17 protein-coding genes and 1 pseudogene are annotated in these 17,868 nt (G+C 29.9%); 12 read left to right on the top strand and 6 right to left on the bottom strand.

Annotated elements, in window-relative coordinates; genetic code table 11:
- The first annotated feature begins 48 nt into the window (after positions 1-48).
- From J2Z42_RS06290 to J2Z42_RS06270, 5 genes are all read left to right on the top strand, one after another.
- Positions 49-2,061, top strand: a complete 2,013-nt coding sequence (locus tag J2Z42_RS06290; RefSeq protein WP_439897316.1) for a glycosyltransferase family 39 protein — start codon at positions 49-51, stop codon at positions 2,059-2,061.
- A gap of 52 nt (positions 2,062-2,113) precedes the next feature.
- Positions 2,114-3,652, top strand: a complete 1,539-nt coding sequence (locus J2Z42_RS06285; RefSeq protein ID WP_209701800.1) for a sigma-54-dependent transcriptional regulator — start codon at positions 2,114-2,116, stop codon at positions 3,650-3,652.
- A 98-nt stretch (positions 3,653-3,750) separates the two neighbouring features.
- On the top strand, positions 3,751-5,082 hold the full coding sequence (locus J2Z42_RS06280; protein WP_209701799.1) for an MATE family efflux transporter: 1,332 nt from the start codon (positions 3,751-3,753) through the stop codon (positions 5,080-5,082).
- A 26-nt stretch (positions 5,083-5,108) separates the two neighbouring features.
- Positions 5,109-5,972 carry a DMT family transporter gene (locus J2Z42_RS06275; RefSeq protein WP_209701798.1) on the top strand — a complete coding sequence of 288 codons (864 nt, stop codon included), beginning with the start codon at positions 5,109-5,111 and terminating at the stop codon, positions 5,970-5,972.
- Between the two features lie 40 nt (positions 5,973-6,012).
- On the top strand, positions 6,013-6,645 hold the full coding sequence (locus J2Z42_RS06270; RefSeq protein WP_209701797.1) for a DUF6198 family protein: 633 nt from the start codon (positions 6,013-6,015) through the stop codon (positions 6,643-6,645).
- A gap of 77 nt (positions 6,646-6,722) precedes the next feature.
- Here the strand turns inward: J2Z42_RS06270 and J2Z42_RS06265 are convergent, their stop codons facing one another.
- The 4 genes from J2Z42_RS06265 to J2Z42_RS06250 all read right to left on the bottom strand — a co-directional run bounded on the left by J2Z42_RS06265 (position 6,723) and on the right by J2Z42_RS06250 (position 11,003).
- Positions 6,723-8,783 carry a BglG family transcription antiterminator gene (locus J2Z42_RS06265; protein ID WP_209701796.1) on the bottom strand — a complete coding sequence of 687 codons (2,061 nt, stop codon included), beginning with the start codon at positions 8,781-8,783 and terminating at the stop codon, positions 6,723-6,725.
- Positions 8,784-8,845: 62 nt separating this feature from the next.
- The gene (gene ulaA / locus J2Z42_RS06260) at positions 8,846-10,213 is read right to left on the bottom strand and encodes a PTS ascorbate transporter subunit IIC (RefSeq protein WP_209701795.1); all 1,368 of its coding nucleotides are present in this window, start codon (positions 10,211-10,213) and stop codon (positions 8,846-8,848) included.
- A gap of 29 nt (positions 10,214-10,242) precedes the next feature.
- On the bottom strand, positions 10,243-10,542 hold the full coding sequence (locus J2Z42_RS06255) for a PTS sugar transporter subunit IIB (RefSeq protein WP_209701794.1): 300 nt from the start codon (positions 10,540-10,542) through the stop codon (positions 10,243-10,245).
- A 2-nt stretch (positions 10,543-10,544) separates the two neighbouring features.
- Positions 10,545-11,003: a PTS sugar transporter subunit IIA gene (locus J2Z42_RS06250; protein ID WP_209701793.1), complete on the bottom strand. Its 459-nt coding sequence runs from the start codon at positions 11,001-11,003 to the stop codon at positions 10,545-10,547.
- 289 nt (positions 11,004-11,292) lie between these two features.
- Here J2Z42_RS06250 and J2Z42_RS06245 point away from each other — a divergent pair, with 289 nt between their 5' ends.
- From J2Z42_RS06245 to J2Z42_RS06220, 6 genes are all read left to right on the top strand, one after another.
- The gene (locus J2Z42_RS06245; RefSeq protein WP_209701792.1) at positions 11,293-12,027 is read left to right on the top strand and encodes a Fic family protein; all 735 of its coding nucleotides are present in this window, start codon (positions 11,293-11,295) and stop codon (positions 12,025-12,027) included.
- Between the two features lie 369 nt (positions 12,028-12,396).
- Complete coding sequence (locus J2Z42_RS06240) at positions 12,397-12,774, top strand: helix-turn-helix domain-containing protein (RefSeq protein ID WP_209701791.1); 378 nt, start codon at positions 12,397-12,399, stop codon at positions 12,772-12,774.
- Positions 12,774-13,592: an ImmA/IrrE family metallo-endopeptidase gene (locus J2Z42_RS06235; protein ID WP_209701790.1), complete on the top strand. Its 819-nt coding sequence runs from the start codon at positions 12,774-12,776 to the stop codon at positions 13,590-13,592. The genes J2Z42_RS06240 and J2Z42_RS06235 overlap by 1 nt, the downstream gene beginning before the upstream one ends.
- Positions 13,589-13,831 (top strand): hypothetical protein, encoded by a 243-nt coding sequence (locus J2Z42_RS06230; RefSeq protein WP_209701789.1) that lies wholly within the window; start codon positions 13,589-13,591, stop codon positions 13,829-13,831. Before J2Z42_RS06235 ends, J2Z42_RS06230 begins: the two co-directional genes overlap by 4 nt.
- A gap of 457 nt (positions 13,832-14,288) precedes the next feature.
- Positions 14,289-15,542 (top strand): AAA family ATPase, encoded by a 1,254-nt coding sequence (locus J2Z42_RS06225; RefSeq protein ID WP_209701788.1) that lies wholly within the window; start codon positions 14,289-14,291, stop codon positions 15,540-15,542.
- Positions 15,533-16,129 carry an RloB family protein gene (locus J2Z42_RS06220; RefSeq protein WP_209701787.1) on the top strand — a complete coding sequence of 199 codons (597 nt, stop codon included), beginning with the start codon at positions 15,533-15,535 and terminating at the stop codon, positions 16,127-16,129. Before J2Z42_RS06225 ends, J2Z42_RS06220 begins: the two co-directional genes overlap by 10 nt.
- 247 nt (positions 16,130-16,376) lie before the next feature.
- On the opposite strand, the gene J2Z42_RS06215 is transcribed toward J2Z42_RS06220, so the two are convergent.
- Both J2Z42_RS06215 and J2Z42_RS06210 read right to left on the bottom strand, forming a co-directional pair.
- Positions 16,377-16,685 (bottom strand): DUF3784 domain-containing protein, encoded by a 309-nt coding sequence (locus J2Z42_RS06215; protein WP_209701786.1) that lies wholly within the window; start codon positions 16,683-16,685, stop codon positions 16,377-16,379.
- 346 nt (positions 16,686-17,031) lie between these two features.
- A pseudogene (locus tag J2Z42_RS06210) lies at positions 17,032-17,523 on the bottom strand (IS91 family transposase); the annotation flags it as partial.
- Between the two features lie 68 nt (positions 17,524-17,591).
- Between J2Z42_RS06210 and J2Z42_RS06205 the strand changes: the two are divergent.
- Positions 17,592-17,868: transposase (locus J2Z42_RS06205; RefSeq protein WP_209701785.1), on the top strand; the 277-nt coding region annotated here is incomplete at its 3' end.

Below are 17,868 nucleotides of genomic sequence, written 5' to 3'. Positions count from 1 at the left end.
ATTTTTATAATGTAATATTAAATTCAGATTGATTATAAGGAGGCTATTATGTTGAACAAAAAAATGAAATTTACAGGGGAAAATATTTTGTTATTATTAATTTTAGTATTATCTGCAATATTAAATTTCGCTAATTTGGGGATAGAGGGAAATGCAAATACTTTTTATGCGGCAGGTGTAAAAAGTATGATGATGAACTTTAAAAATTTCTTTTTTGCATCCTTTGATCCAGCAGGCTTTGTAACTATTGACAAACCACCTGTGGGGTTCTGGATTCAAACTATATCTGCAAAAATATTTGGATTCAGCGGTTGGAGTATAATTCTTCCACAGGCTCTTGCAGGAGTAATTTCAGTTGGAATTATATATCATATTGTTAAGAGATCTTTTGGAACTTCAGCAGGACTAATTGCAGCATTATGTCTTGCAGTAACTCCAATATCTGTAGCTGCAGGTAGAAATAATACAATTGATAATTTACTTGTACTGCCTTTATTACTTGCATGTTGGGCTGCTCTTATAGCTGCTGAAAAGGGAAAAACTAAATACCTTATGCTTAGTTTGGTTCTTGTAGGTATAGGATTTAATATAAAGATGGTGGAGGCATATATGGTAGCTCCTGCTATATATATAACTTATCTTCTAGCTTCTAATATGAATTTTAAAAAGAAAATAAGGGATCTTGTTCTAGGTACAGTTGTACTTTTAGTAGTATCACTGTCATGGGCGGTAGCTGTAGATTTGATACCAGCAGGCAGCAGACCTTATATAGGCAGCAGCACAAATAATACGGTTATGCAGCTTATAATAGGCCATAATGGACTTGAGAGAATTGGACTAGGCAAGAAAATTGCAGGTAGAAGTCAAAAGCAGCAGGGAATATTTAAAAGTGAATCAAGTAAAAATAATAATCGAAATAGAATTAATACATCAAATAAAAATATGCAATATGCAGGTGGTGGTCAAGCTGGCATGAGATCCAGTTCAAATTCTGGCATTTTTAGATTGTTTGCCAAAGGAAACATGTCAGATCAAATATCATGGCTTTTATTGTTTGCCATAATTGGATTTGTTGCTGCATCAATACAGGAAAAGTTAAAAGCTCCTTTTGATAATAAAAGAAAGCTGTCATTGATATTATGGATTATGTGGCTGCTGCCTGAATTTATATATTTTAGCTTTTCAAAAAACATAACCCACACATATTATCTAACGACAATGGCACCATCTATAGCAGCTTTGACTGGAATTGGATTATCGGCTATGTATGAATTTTATAAAAAAGGTGAGTCAAAGTCATGGATTTTACCAATAGCACTTATTGCAAATGGCTGTGCAGAGATGCTTATTTTATCTTATAATTATAATAGATCAAATGGATACAGGATTATAATTTTAGTAACAGGAATTTTATGCATTGTATCTTCAATTATATTGTGTATGGTAAACTTAACTAGAATCAAGAGAGAAAGTTCATACAAAGGTAATACTACAGCATTAAGTAAAGTATTAATTAGTGCTGCTTTTACAGGAGTTTTAATCGCTCCTACAGTTTGGTCGTTTACTCCAATGTTTTATAAGATGAATGGAAGCAGTCCTTCAGCCGGGTTAGAACTTGCAAGCTCTAATGAACAGAGAAATTCAGGTACTGGTAATAATTCGAAGCTTATAAAATTCTTAGAGAATAACAAGACAAATGAAAAATATCTTGTTGCGGTTCCTTCAGCTAATTCTTATGGTTCTGATCTAATACTTAAAACTGGTGAGCCTGTAATGGCAATTGGAGGATTTAGTGGTTCCGATCCAATACTTACTGTAGAAAAGTTTAAAAAATTAGTTGATAGTGGAGCTTTAAGGTATGCTTTGGTGAATACAGACAACAATAGAGGTTTCGGAGGTGCTGGCGGAAATAATTCAAATAATAATATCATGAATTGGATTAAAGAAAATGGAAAAGTTGTTCCAAATAGTAAATGGAATAATTCCAATACTTCAAAGAGCCAGGAAAAAAATCAAAGATTTAATAATGGGGCTGCTGAATTATATGACCTAAAAAGATAATAGCTATTGATAAAAATGCAATAAAAACAGTAATTAAATGAGGAATATAGTTATGAAAATGAAAATTCTTTTTATAGCACCATATTTGGGACTGAAAGAACTAGCAATGTCAGTTTTAGAGGAAAAGGAATATGAAGGTATACAGATTGATGTGTATCAAGGAAATTATGAAAATGGACCAAAACTTCTAAAGAAACTTAAGGCTGATGAAAATTATAGTGCGATTATAACAAGGGGCGGCACAGTTGAAGTATGCAAGAAGGTTACAACAACGCCAATCATTGAAGTTTATTCAAATGCTTTTGATATACTTAGAATTTTAAAATTGTCTGAAGGGTATACGGGAAAGAAAATATTTTTAGCTTATCAAAGCATTTTTAAGTCATTCAAACAGTTAAGTGAACTTATGGGATATTCCATAAGTTCACAATGTTATTTTGAGCATAAAGAAGTAAAAAGCATAATTGAAAAACTAAAAAAAGAAAACTATGAACTAGTAATTGGAGATAATATTGTATATGAGACAGCACAAGAATTAGGAATGAACAGTATATTGCTTACTAGTGGAATAGAAAGTGTAAAAAGTGCTATTGAAGAGGCAGTGAGATTATGCAATGCTATTTATAAAAATGAAGATCAAATTACTTTATCAAATAATTACGCATATGATAAGAAGATAGAAAAAGATAATGTCAATAAATTTGTGAGAATTTTAAATGCAGATGAAATATCACCCGGTTTTGTACACACTGTATTTCCACAGACAATTTTTTCTCAAATATCAGAACTAAGCAATACATCACTTCCAACTATTATAACTGGTGAAGATGGAATGTGTAAAAATGATGTTGGATATTTATGCTGCTGTTTTGGTCCTCAGAAAAAGAAGAGTGTAATATGTGTAAGTTGTTATTCAATACCAGATGATTATAACTATGATTTACTGGATAATCTTATAATGAATCATTTGAATAGTGAAGGTGGAACTTTATTTTTAGAGGATATAGAAAAGTTATGCAAAAAAGGACAGAAAAATATAATCAATATCTTAAAAAGGTTAAATAAAAATGGTAATGTTAAAATAATTGCATCTTCTGAATTACCTGTAGAAATTGGCGTTTCGAGTGAACGGATTCTAAGACAGCTTCGTTCAATTTTAGATGAAGTAAGAATAGAGCTAATGCCTTTTAAAAATTATACAAGTGAAATTAATAATATGATAAGTATGTATCTTGCCAAATTAGATGTAAGATGTGCAAGTCAGGTTGTTGGAATGAAAGAAGAAGGGATAAAATTATTATCGTATTATGACTGGCCGGGAAATTTGAGACAGTTTATGAGAGTAATAAATGAATTGACACTGACATGCAATGGTTCCTATATTATTGAAAGCCAAGTTAAAAAAGCCATAAAAAAAGAACGTGATAATTATAGAAATGCTTCTCTGGTGCCTATTGATATTAGTGGAAGTTTAAAAGAAATTGAAACTCGTATTATAAGGCATATAATGGTTGAGGAAGGCATGAATCAAGTAAAAGTTGCAAAAAGATTAGAGATTGGGCATAGTACATTGTGGAGAAAATTAAAATGATTTCATAATGAAACAAAACTGATCAATAATGTGTTGAAGATGTCATAATCACTTTAGTATAATATCATATTGAAAGAATATTACGAGGAAGTGAGTCTATGATTAAAGACATGACAAAAGGTAATATACCAAAACATTTGATTAGTTTTTCTATACCTTTGATACTTGGAAATATGTTTCAGCTAACTTATAATGCAGTGGATTCTATAGTTGTAGGACAATTTTCAGGAAGAGATGCATTAGCAGCAGTTGGGACAGCTAATCCTGTAATGAATATTGTCATTTTGGGAATAACAGGTATATGCATTGGAGCGTCAGTTATTATGAGTGAATTCTTTGGCGCTGGTGAGTATGAAAAATTAAAGAAAGAAATATCAACCACATTATTATTTGGCTGCTTTTTTTCTTTATTGATTGTAATTTTCGGTTTGATTTTTTCAAAAGGAATATTAAGTCTTCTCGGAGTACCAAATGAAATTCTTGATTCTGCAGAAATTTATCTTAGAATTATATTTATAGCAATGCCATTCACATATTTGTATAATGCAATAGCGGCAGCTATGAGAAGTGTTGGTGATTCCAAAACACCAGTAAAATTTTTAGCATTTGCGTCTATTTTAAATGGATGTTTTGATTTGATTTTGGTAGGTGGTTTTAAAATGGGTGTAGTTGGAGCGGCACTATCGACAGATATTGCAGAAGCTTGTTCTGCACTTTTTTGTATAATTTATATATATAAAAAAGTTCCACTATTAAGAATGAGTAAAGAGGATATAAAACTGGACAAATATCTTTTGAAAAAGACACTGAGTCAAGGGTCTATCACAGCTTTACAACAGTCCTGCCAACCGATTGGAAAGTTGATGATACAAGGTGTTATTAATCCTTTAGGAGTCGATTCTATTGCAGCATTTAATGCTGTAAGCAGAGTTGATGATTTTGCATTTACACCAGAACAAAGCATATCTCACGGAATGATGACATTTATAGCACAAAACGATGGCGCAAAAAATAAAGAACGTGTTAAAGCTGGATTTAAAAATGGATTATTCGTTGAATTTTGCTATTGGATATTAATTTGTATAGTTATTTTATGTCTGAAAAAGCCAATTATGAAATTGTTTGTTTCTCCGAAAGAGACAGGCATGATTAATATTGGTGTTCGGTATTTAAGTCTCATGGCATTTTTCTATCTACTTTCGGCATTTACAAATGGTGTACAAGGATTCTTTAGAGGCATCGGTAATATGAAGATTACGTTAGTTTCTACGATTATACAAATATCATTTAGAGTAATATTTGTGTATGTATTAGTTCCACATATAGGAATTGAAGGAGTTGCATATGCAAGCTTCATAGGATGGATACTTATGTTAGTCTATGAAGTACCATATTATTTTAGGTATAAGAAAAATTATATTAACTGTTAATTAACTATTGAAGTAGGGGTGTTTTTTTGAAAAAAGGTTACATATATTCTGTTTTGTCTGCAATATTATTTGGAACTTGTGGAATTATAATAAAAATTGCTTTTGCGGAAGGAGCAGATTCTATAAATATATTGATACTTCAATATATGGTGTCAATTCCAATTATATTTTTAAGTATATTAATAACAGACAAAAATGCTTTGAAAATAAAAAAGAGTGATTTATGTCATACAGCAGTACTTGGGATAGTAGGTAATACATTTATGACAGTTTTCTATTATATGTCTTTTAATTATCTGGATGTTTCAATGGTTACCATACTGCTTTATACATATCCAGCAATGGTTTTTATTTATTATGCAATATTTGAAAAGATTAAGATAGGTTTTAATAAAGTTTTTGATCTTGCTGCTGCTTTTACAGGCTGTTTCCTGGCATTAGGACTTACAAACGGTATAAAGTCATTTTCAATAAAAGGTTTTGCATGTGGGATTTTAGCAGCAATATTTTATGCTTTTATGAACATATATACTGAAAAAAAGATGACAAAAATAAATTCTCTTACGGTTAATTTTTATTCAATTATTTTTTCATTCTTATCCCTGATAATATTTAAATCACCAATGAAAGCATTTGAGCAGAATTTAAGCATTAAATTAATTATTTGTATTGTAATATTAGCAGTAGTCTGTGAAATAATTCCTTTGACTTTGCTTTATTCAGCAATTAAGAATATTGGACCTTTAAAGGTTTCAATAATAGGCAACTTAGAAATACCTACAGCCATGCTGCTTTCATTTTTTATTTTAAAGGAACCTTTGACATTACTGCAGGTTTTTGGGGCTGCACTTGTTATTTATGCTGTTTACAATATTAGAAAAATAGATTGAATAGAAATATTAAAATAGAATTAAGAATCGAGGGATACATGTGAAGAAGTTTTATCGAGTAATGATGTACTGTATTGGACTTTTAATATTAGCATTAGGGATTATATTAAATACAAAAACTGGTTTAGGGGTATCTCCTATAATTTCAATACCATATTCTATATCAAAGATTTGGAATATAAATTTAGGAAATGCAACTATGTGCATTTATATACTGTGTGTAGCTGGACAAGCAGTATTGCGAGGAAAAAAATTTCATCTATTTGATTTATTACAAATTCCTATGAGCATTATATTTAGTCGCATAATTAACATTTTTAATGATATGATAGTCATAAATTGTAATAACCTGATAATAAATTTGCTTTTACTTGCAGCAGCAATTATGCTAACTGGAATAGGGGCATACATTACAGTTAAAATGAAGATAGTTCCGAATGCAGCAGATGGTCTCACACAGGCACTATCAGAACGAATAAAAAAAGGGCTTGGATTGGCGAAGAATATAACGGATATATCGTGTGTTATAATTACTATAATTATTGGTTTGGTATGTGCTGGAAAAATTGTTGGAATTGGACTTGGAACTTTGGCAGCAGTTATTGGTGTTGGACGTGCTATTGCATTAACTAATATGTTATTTGAAAAGAAAATGATTGTACTTGTAGAGTAATTTAATAAGTTGAAGTAAAAGAGGAAATGGCTCCCCTTTACTTCAAGCATAGCTTTTCTAAAAAAAGGAATAAATTCTTAAGAAAATAAAATTAATTCTTTTAACTGTGTTTCATTAGTGCATTTATAAACAGAAGCAATCCAATTGTCATCTTGAATTTTATTCATCAATTGTGATAGTGCTGTAAGATGACTTACTGAATCAACTGGGGCTAAACCTATAATGAGATTAACTTTAGCTGTTCCTTTATCTTTTAGAACAGGTATATCCACAGCATGTTTGAATAGTGCTAAACAAATTCCGAGAGAATTAACACCGTTGCTTGGCTTTGCATGTGCAAGCATAATGCCTTTTCCAAGTACCATATATGGTCCATGAATTTTAGTTAAATTAATAATTTCATCAATATATCTGTATTTTACGATATTTTCTTTAATAAGTGGAGCATAGGTAATTTGAATAGCCTCATCCCAGCTTGATTTTTGCTTATATAACATAATGTGGGACTCAAAAAGTAGGTCTTGCAGTCTGATATTATTTTCTGTATTTAACTTTTTACCATTTTTTACTTGATTAAAATAACTTTCCAATGCTTTTTTAAGACTATTTACATCTTCAATTCTAGCATAGTTACTAATAATATCTAATAAATTTTCTATATTAATCTGTGACTTTTTTCCGCTATTTAAACCGACTTTAGCAAGTGTTTGGGTAATGCTGTTCCATTCAGGTATATCTGGAATTGCAGTAACTTGAATTACCGGTATTTGTTTTCTTTCCAGCAAATCTATTGTGCTAATAACTAGTTTAACTCCAGATAGAGAACTACTTTCGTACTGGAGGACACTCATAGGTGAAGAAAATTTAATTGAAGGATAACGACTGCGCAATTGCTGCTCTAAAACAATAGATGTACCTATTCCACTGGAACAAACTACAATTACATCAGGCTTTTCATTTTTAAGAGCTTTTTCTTCTAGTTTTCTAAGTTCACTTCCAAAATAAAGGGCAATAAGTGCTATTTCATCATCGCTTAAGTGTGTTGAAATAAATTTTTCAAAATAGTAAACAGAATATCTTGTGAGGCTAAATAACTGATGATATTTTACTTCTATTTGTTTTAAATTTGGATGCTTATAAGAAATGTTGTACTTTACGCGGTGATAAGTTGAAAGCAAGTGTGTAGTTAAAGAAATCTCTAAATTCTTAGGTGGAATAGCAACACCTGCTACCTGGTTGAATCTATCAACTATTGCTCTAGTAATAGGAATCAATTTCTTAATTGTGAGATCTTCCTGATTTACTTTAGAAAATTGGCTGGAATTGATCATTTTTACTAAATAGTGAGCTTCACCTTCATTTGTAATACCATTTTTATTGAGAAATTCTTTGGTCCATTTTAATCCTGCTGAATCTTCAAAACTGCCATTTTCTGGAATATTAATCGATAATTTATGTGAATTTTTAATGCGATCTAAATACCAGAGTATGAAAGTACTTATAATCATTAAAGCATCATCTGTTAAGTAGTTTCCAGTTATTTTTTCCAACTGGTGAAGATAAGCATTAATCTGCGATAGTTTGCTTGGGTCATTGGATAGCTGACTGTAAATAACTGAATTATGCTTGCTCAATTGCTCATATACCCAATTACGCTGCGATGTTTCTGATCCTTCCAGCTTTTGACCTTGCTTTGATTTAATTAATTTTAATCCATACTTTTTTAATTCAAGGTTTACATTTTTTAAACTGCTAATAGCAGTATTTTTGGAAATATTTAAAGCTGAAGTAATTGTGAGTAATGAGACTCTTTCGCAATTTATTAATTTATATATAATAAATTGATCTCTTTCAAGACGATTAAGTTTAGGCTTTAGTGCAAAATCAGATGAATATTGTTTTTTATTTAATTGGGCAATATCATCTGGAGTCAAATAATATCCTACAGTACCGATTCTCTGAATATGATCTAAATTATCCTGTTCAAGCTCAGCATTGACTTTTTTAAGTATGTAGAACACACTTCTCCTGGATAGTTTTAGCCTATCTTGTAATTCTTGAAGAGATAAATACCTGTCAGCACTTATTAATAAATTTAACAACTCATCTCCATGTTTTGTATGACTAAAGTGAATCATAAAATACACCCCTTTTCAGGTTACACCAAAACCTCCGAATTAAAATCCGGAGGCTGTAATTTCTACTTTTCTATAATCTCTTTTTTGTCACGGGAATTTAGTAAAAAACTCAAAATAACTACTATAAGTGTAAAGGCAATAATACCAAAAATAAGTGCTAATTGACCATAAGATCCAATCTTTCCTAATATAATTCCTGGAATTAAGTAATCTGTATCTGCAAATGTAGAGGCAGCAAGTTTTAGATTTCCGAGCACAGGGAGAACAAACAGTGGCAGCCAGCTAATTAATAATCCGTTAACTGCTGAACCAAGGATTGCACCTCGTTTTCCTCCAGTTGCATTTCCATAAATAGCAGCAGCTGCACCGCAAAAGAAGTGTCCAACTACACCTGGAATAATAACTGTTGTTTTCATAGCAATCATTACAAACATGCTTAAAGTACCTACAATAAAACTTACAAAGAAACGAATTAAAACGGCATTTGGTGCATATGGAAATACGATTGGTACATCCAGTGCTGGTTTGGAGTCTGGAACTAGTTTTTGGGCAATACCTTGAAAAGCAGGCACAATTTCTCCTAAAATCATGCGGACTCCCTGAAGAACTACAACAAATCCAGCGGCAAAAGTTCCAGCTTGAACAATGGCATATATGATAAAGTTATTTCCTGAACTCAATTTGGTTTCAACAAAATTTGGACCAGCAATAATAGCTAGGGCAATGTAAACTACAGACATTAACAAAGTAATTGAGACCGTCGAATCACGCAAAAAGCTTAGACTTTTGGGAATGTTCAAATCTTCAGTACTTTGTTTATTATTCCCAAACCATTTACCGATTAATCCGGAAACTGCATATCCTATATTTCCGGTATGTCCCATTGCAACAACGTCACCACCTGTAATTTTACGCATAAATGGCTGGCATAAAGCGGGTGTAACGGTTAATAATGTTCCTTCAAATAAACCTCCAAGTAAAATTGTTTCCAAACCAGTTCCTAAATTAGCACTTACTAAAATAACTGCAGTTAAACAGGAAACGTACAGCATTGCTTGACCAGTTAGAAAAATATATTTAAATCTTGTAAAACGAGCTAATATAATATTGACAATCATTCCGACTAACATTATAAGTGCTGTTGTAGTTCCGTATTTGACTAAAGCAAGTGCAACTACTGCTTCATTGCTTGGAACAACACCTTGAACATGCAGTGCAAATTTAAACATTTTGGCAAATGGTGTCAGGGAATTACTTAAAATACCTGCACCACCAATTAGGACTAGAAAACCTGCAAAAGTCTTAATTGTGCCTTGAACGATTTCAGTTGATTTTTTCTTTTGTAAAATAAGACCTAACATTGCGATTAAGGCAACTAAAATAGCGGGCTGAGTTGCAATTGACACAAATAAGTTTAGTAAAGATTTCATTTTTAAACTCACCTCTTAATTTATTTTATTTAAGAATGGATTATATTTTCTTTATCCAAAATTGTATTTACGTGTTTTTTTATTTCCTCTTTATCAATTAAGCTTTTTAATGGCACAATTTTGTCTTTAGGAATACTGCTGAGTGCTCCAGCAAGAGTTGATTCAACGAAGAAGTAATCTGCTGATCCAGCTGTAACGCTTCCTACATCACTGTGTTCTAGTTGAATAGTATCTGCATTAACTCCCTCATCTTTCATAACTTGCTGAATATTCATTTGAACCATAAAACTACTTCCCAATCCACTTTGGCATACTGCAATAATTTTCATATTTATCTCTCCTCCTTATTATTTGAATCAATAATATTTACTAGTTCGTCAACACTTTCTGCAGACAGCATACTGTTGACTTTTTCTTCATTTCCCAATAGTTCTGCTAACTGCTGAATTACTTTTAAATGACTATTGTTATCTACAGCTGACAACACAAACCATAGCTTGATTTTATGATTTTCGTTTACTAGATTGACAGCTGGATATGTTTTTAAAAGAGAAACTGCAATTTTATTAACTCCATTTTCTGGCCGAGAATGTGCAAATGCAACATCTTGTCCTATATTGATATAAGGACCATTTTCTTTTACGGAATTAATCATCGCCTCCACATACTTGTCTTCAATACTCTTATTTTTTAACAGTGGAATAGCTGCTTTTCGAATAGCATCTTCCCAGTTCATATGGGCGTTATTATCAATTTGAATAGTATCCTTATTTAATAAATCACTTAGCATATTATCTTCACCTCACTTGTATTTAATGTAATGACATATTCGTCAATAGTTTATTTTTTTTTATTTATTTAGGGACAACTTAATTTACATGTTTTATTATAAATTCAGAAAAAAGCGTTTACAAGTGCAGAGATGACACTTTTTTCAGTGCAAAATGTGACTTCATTTAATATTATAAATAATACTAATTATGAGATATTCATATTTTACCATGAATATAAATTTTGTATGGTATAATACGCTTAAGAGTATTTTATAAATAACAATTTTGTTTGTGAGGGGGATATTTATGATTAAAGAGATAGATGAAAAGAAAAAAATACTTGATAGTAAAAGACCATTTGATAAAACTGCTATTAAAAATTTGAAAGAGTATTTTGATGTGGAACTTACATATAACTCAAATGCTATTGAAGGAAACACCCTTACAATTACAGAAACTAAAGTTATTTTGGAAGATGGAATTACTATTGGAAAAGGAAAAACTCTTAGAGAGCATCTTGAAGTAATTAATCACAAAGAAGCTATGGATTACATTGAAGATATAGTTGATAAAAATATAGATATTACTGAAAGCGTCATAAAAAACTTACATTACATTATTCTTAAAACTATAAACAATGAAAATGCAGGAAGATACAGAAATGTGAATGTACTCATAAGTGGCAGCAAACATAGACCACCAGAGCATTTCTTAGTTCAACAAGAAATGGAAGGCTTAATTAAGTGGTATGATGAAAATAAAAATAAATTGCATCCTATAAAGCTTGTAGCAGAATTTCATCATAAATTTACTTTTATACATCCTTTCATAGATGGAAATGGCAGGTGCGGAAGATTACTCATGAATTTAATTCTTATGAGATGTGGATATCCAATCACTGTTATAAGAATGGAAGACAGAAATGAATATATGAGTGCCCTTGAAAAAGCAAGTGTTGAAAATAATTTGGAAGACTTTATAGATATTGTTGCTGCAGCAGTAAATAGAAGCCTAGATACGTATTTGTATATTTTAAAATGATGCAGAAAATTATTTAATTTTAATTATTACACTAATATGAAGAATGCGTATTAATAGTTATTGAGCAATTTTGAGTTGTACAAAAGGTATTTTAATCTGTACTGGTATGTTTTAATATATACCTTAGAAGCAAGTTATATCAATGCATTAGAAAAAATACATTTCTTTTATTTACCAGCAAGTATTTCTATGTTTTTACATGTTGGAGGACATAAATAATAAGAATTACTAATAGAAATAAGTTAATAATAGTGAAGATATTAGTAATACAATAGATACTAATTTTATAAATATATTATAAAAAGTATCTAGTTTGTTGACTATAATTAATAAAGATGAGTATAATATAAGTAAGAAGGAGGGTTGTTTATGTTAAGTACAAACGAGATAATAGGGCGAAATATTTTAAATATATTAAATGAAAAAGACATAAAACAAACTCAGCTGGCAGAAAAATTAGACATTACAAAACAAACTTTAAATAAAATAATTCATGGCAGGAGAAACATTTCAATAGATGAAATAAAGAAAATATGTGATATTTTATGTGTAGATATGGAAAGACTTACAAATGAAGATGATTTAAAAGAAGAAGAGCAGGAGCCTATAAAGCTTTTTATGGGAGAAGTTAACAGCAAAGAAGCTAAGCGTGGATTAATGCATGCACAGAAGATTATGGATATGATTCTTTTTCACAGTGAAATCCAGGAGAAAAAAGGAATACTTCAGGAAGTGTGGGATGATTAATGCATGATTTAATTAGTAAAAGTATATTTAATAGAAATAAGGATACTTATGAAAAATTAGAAGAAGGCTCTATTTCATTTTTAACTAAATATTTTGGAACCGGAGAAAGAATGATCATTCAAGATGATATATTTAGTATTATTATGAATTACTGTCCTGACTTAAAATTATTAATGTATCCAATTAAAGATAATGAAATATGTGGTTTTGTATGCAATTATAAAGGACAAATTTTCATGTATATAAATACCTACCTTCCACTAGAAGAACAAATATTTACGGCAGCCCATGAATTATATCATTTAAAATATAATAGGGAACAGCTAGATAAATGCTACAGCCATTTAGTAAAGAGCACAGATCTAGAAAATGATATGGAAGAAAAGGCAAATCTTTTTGCAGCATTATTATTAGTTCCAACCAATTCTTTAAAAAAACAAATAGAGCTTTTAAAAATTGATAAAAATAAAATTCATACTTTAGATCTTATAAAACTTATGGATGTTTTTGCAGTACCTTATAAAACTATTGTTTTACGTTTATTTGAAATAGAATTTATAAATGTTAAGAAAGCAGATGAATTGCTGCAAATTCCAGATAGAGATGAAAATAAAGGAATTTTATATGAAATAAATAAGTACGAAACAGCTGTAAGATGGCAAAAGCGAACTAATGACATTAGATATGACAATTTAAAGGCATTGATAATTGACAATAATTCGGAAGAATTAGTACCTATTATGAAAGCTAAAGATGACATTGAATATATTACCAGAAACATTGATGAAGTTTATAGAGAGCTTGGTGAAAAAAAGTGATTAAGCTTGGCACAACTGTTCTTGATACAGATTCTATAATAAAAACTTCTATAACTTTAAAAAGAGAAGAAGAATCTCTACTTGAAAAACTTTTAAAATTAGAAGGTGTGTACTATATTCATGCTCACATACACAAAGAAGTTAGATGGCCGCAAGAGTCAAAAAAGCTGTTAGACAAGTTAATAGAAAAGGAAACTATAATGGTACTAAGTGATAAGGATTTAAGCGTTTCGCAGTAGTGTTTATTTTTTTCCTCATCAATTTTAGGCATTAAATCCTCATAATTATATTTATTATCATTTGATATAATATCCTGCATATATTTTAAGTTAAACCTGTTTAGCCATTGAACACTTTGTTCAATGAAATCATAAGTTAACTTTTTAGATTTTACTTTTGTTTTATGAAGTAAATCTTTTAATTTTACAATAATTTTCAAACCTTCACCTTCTTAAAATGCCATTAGTAATATATTAGCATAATTTAGTTAAATTAATCAAATAATAGTATTTTGTGGTATATTAATTGTTAAGATTAGAAATGATTGCCTATATAATTAAAAAACAAACTATAAATATATAATGTTTTATATTTATAATTTGTGGATTTTTCACATGTTTATGGATATAATATAAATATACATACTAGTATATATAGAATATATGCAGCAAGAAAAAAGATGTTGGAGGATAAATTATGTTAATAGAATTTAGTGCTGAGAACTTTCTATCTATAAAGGATAGAGTAACACTTAGTATGGTGACTTCAAAAGATATCTCTCACGAGAATAATATTATTAAAAATGTAAGCAAAAACGTAAATGTATTAAAAACAGCAGCTATATATGGAGCTAATGCATCAGGAAAAACAAATGTGATAAAGGCAATAAGTTTCGTATCTTACTTTTTAGGAAAGTCACATGAAATGCAGAAAGGTAAAAAAATTGAAGTTGAGCCATTTAAACTTGATAGAGCTTGTCTTAATATGCCAAGTAAATTTGATATTATATTTAAAGCAGAAGGAATAAAGTATGCTTATGGTTTTTCAACCACAGATGAAAAAGTTATTGATGAGTATCTTTATTATTATCCAAATGGAAGACAGACAATAATTTTCGAAAGAGAAGATACCAATAATTATAAGTTTACTAATGATATAGAAAAACAAACTGCAATAAAGGATAAATTTAATTCATCAAATAAACTTTTTATTGCAGTTGCAAGCTTATGGGAATATGAAAAAACTCAAATACCATTTAAATGGCTTACCGATAACTTGATTGTTATAATTGATCATACTGATTTACAAGAACTTACCATGAATTTAATGAAATCAAATGAATCTATTAATACGAGGGTGAAATCATTATTAAAAACTGTAGTTAATGATATTGAAGACATCAAATTCACAGAAATTCCAATGGATGTAAAAAATGATCCAATACTAAAATATTTAAGTGAAGATGCAAAAGCTAAGTTTGTTAATAGTTCTGATAAATTTTTAAATATAAGCACCTTTCATAAAATGAATAATTCAGAAGAGTTAGTAGAATTTGATTTAGATAATGAATCAGATGGAACTAAGAAACTTTTTGGACTCCTTGGTCCGTGGATTGAAGTATTAGATACAGGAGCAACGCTTGTGGTAGATGAGCTTGATATAAGATTACACTCTAAACTAACAAGGTTTTTGGTAGAGTTATTTCACAATAAAGAAATAAATAAAAAAAATGCTCAACTTATTTTTTCAACTCATGATACCAATCTTTTAGATCAGGAGATTTTCAGAAGAGATCAAATATGGTTTACTGAAAAGAAAGAAAATAATAGTACAGACTTATATTCGCTAGATGATTTTCCGGTTAGAAAAGATGCTGCAATTGAAAAAGGATATTTACAGGGTAAGTATGGAGCTATTCCATATCTGAAAGGTGGCTTACAATGGCGGTAAAAAGAAAAATTGTAGAATTATCAAGGGACAAGAGGAAAAAGCGTAAAATTAGACCTACAATTTTAATAATATGTGAAGGTAAAGATACTGAAGTAAATTATTTTAAAGAATTTAATCTAAAGTATGTTAATGTAGATGTAAATTATAATACTGCAGATCCAACAAGCAAAAGAGCAGAAGAATTAGAAAAAGCCTATATAAAAGTTAAAAGGTATGCAAAAGGGAAAAAAGCATTTATACATTTAGGAATATCAAATCCATGTTTTGAACTTTGGTATTTGCTTCATTATACTTATACTACCGCCAATTTAAAAAGTTATGATGCTTTGAAAATAAAACTTCAGAAAGAAACCCCACTTAAAGATTACGAAAAGAATAAGAGTGTGTACAATATTATTGTAGATCATACAAATCAAGCAATTGAAAATTCTTTTAGGTTAAACAAGCACCATAAAGATTTAGGAAAAACTTTAATTGATTATTCTAAAGTTCCACCTGAATTAAATATAAAAAATATAGTTGAAAGTAACCCAAATACAAGAATAGGCGAACTTGTCAAATATATTGAAGATATTAATAAGGAATAAAACTATAAAACCTAAAGATTAGTGATTTTAGAAACCAAAGAAAGTATGATTTTAAAGAGCTTGAGAAAAAGCTTTTGGGGTGGGATAATAATGGATAGGATTAAGTGATTTTAAATTTATACTTTGACTAAATTACTGATATATGCTAAAGACAGGTAGTCCAAATTTAAGCTGAATTTGGACTGCCTGCTGATGACAGACAAAATAAGAAGAAAACGAATGAATATTATGCTTATTTTGTACAGTGTTATTTCATAAATCTATTTTTGGTGTTTACATAAATAAGAATAAATATGACTGTAGCAAGCAATAAGATTAATCCAATAACAAATATAATAGGTTGTTTAATTAAATCACTTAAACCGAATAAAAAAATACTAAAAGCAAATACAAACATTGATTTGCCCATAAATTTGCACAGTGCTTTTTCATCATATTTGGCTTTTTCTTCTTTACTTGATGTGTTGTATCCTGCTATTAAAAAAGATCCTTTGCCTAGAGAAAAAACTACTCCTAAAATAATGAATAATATGGTTATCAAAACTACAACAGGCATTATCTTTCACTCCTTTAAAAAGTAAATAATTTTTAGAACGTAATATGAATAGATTCGTATTCGGATTTTGAGCCGATAAAAACCAACACCATAAGATGCATACTTAAATGATGTTAATTTCTAAAGTCGCTCAATTTCCGAAACGAATTATAGGACGAAGCCGCGAGGCAATTATTATGGGGTTTCAATATACCCTATATATTCTTAAGTTTAACATTTACCTATGTTTTAGCACAGAATTTAGAGTAAAACTGTAAGATACGCCCACATTTATTTGACTTTTACTTAATCACATACAGACTTTCCCCCTCCCCATAGTTAATAAACTAATCACAATGTCCATACTTTATGCTGTTTTAGTATTTTTATCTGGTGGTCCTGAAATTTTGGGTTCTATTTTCATTTTTGTTATCATTTTTCCACTACAACATGGACATTTATTTATATCTACTCCTGTAACTTTTAAAAGGAACTCTGATGCTGTTACTTTAGTTTTAGATTCACTTTTCCCTATCGAAACCTTAAGAATTATCCTGCACTTTTTAAGCTTTGTTCTGCGGCTGCGATTACTTAAAATTCCATAATGCCTTATTTTGATGAATTTAGACGGCAGTATATGCATTAAAAATCTACGTATGAATTCTTCAGCTGCAATTGTCATAACTTTTTCTTTATTATTATCCCTGTAATCTCTCCACTTAAAACTCACAAGGCCATTTTTAAGAGCAAGAATTCTGTTATTTGAAATTGCAACCCTATGTGTATATCTTCCTAAATATTCAAATACATGTTCACTACTCTTAAATGGGGCTTTACAATAAACTATCCAATCTTTTTTGACCCTTACCCACTTTGATAGACACGAGGAACTCGTGTTATATTAAAAGTGAAAGGAATGGTAGGGTTATGAAAAAACAATATAGCGCAGAATTTAAAATTGAAGCAATAAAAAGATTAGAGAAATCTGGAGAATCATTAAATAAGATAGCAACAGAATTAGGAGTAAGACCAACAACAATGCATGGATGGGTAAAGAAGTATAGAGAATCACCTGATACACCTTTTCCTGGCAGTGGACATCTTAAGCTTGAAGATGAGAAATTAAGAAGATTAGAAAAAGAAATTAGAGATCTTAAAGAAGAAAATGAAATATTAAAAAAAGCGGCAGCCTACTTCGCCAAGA

Source organism: Clostridium algifaecis (assembly GCF_017874415.1).
Classification (GTDB): domain Bacteria; phylum Bacillota; class Clostridia; order Clostridiales; family Clostridiaceae; genus Clostridium_B; species Clostridium_B algifaecis.
Note: the sequence above shows the minus strand (reverse complement) of the source record. Positions and strands in the feature narration are given on the sequence as shown.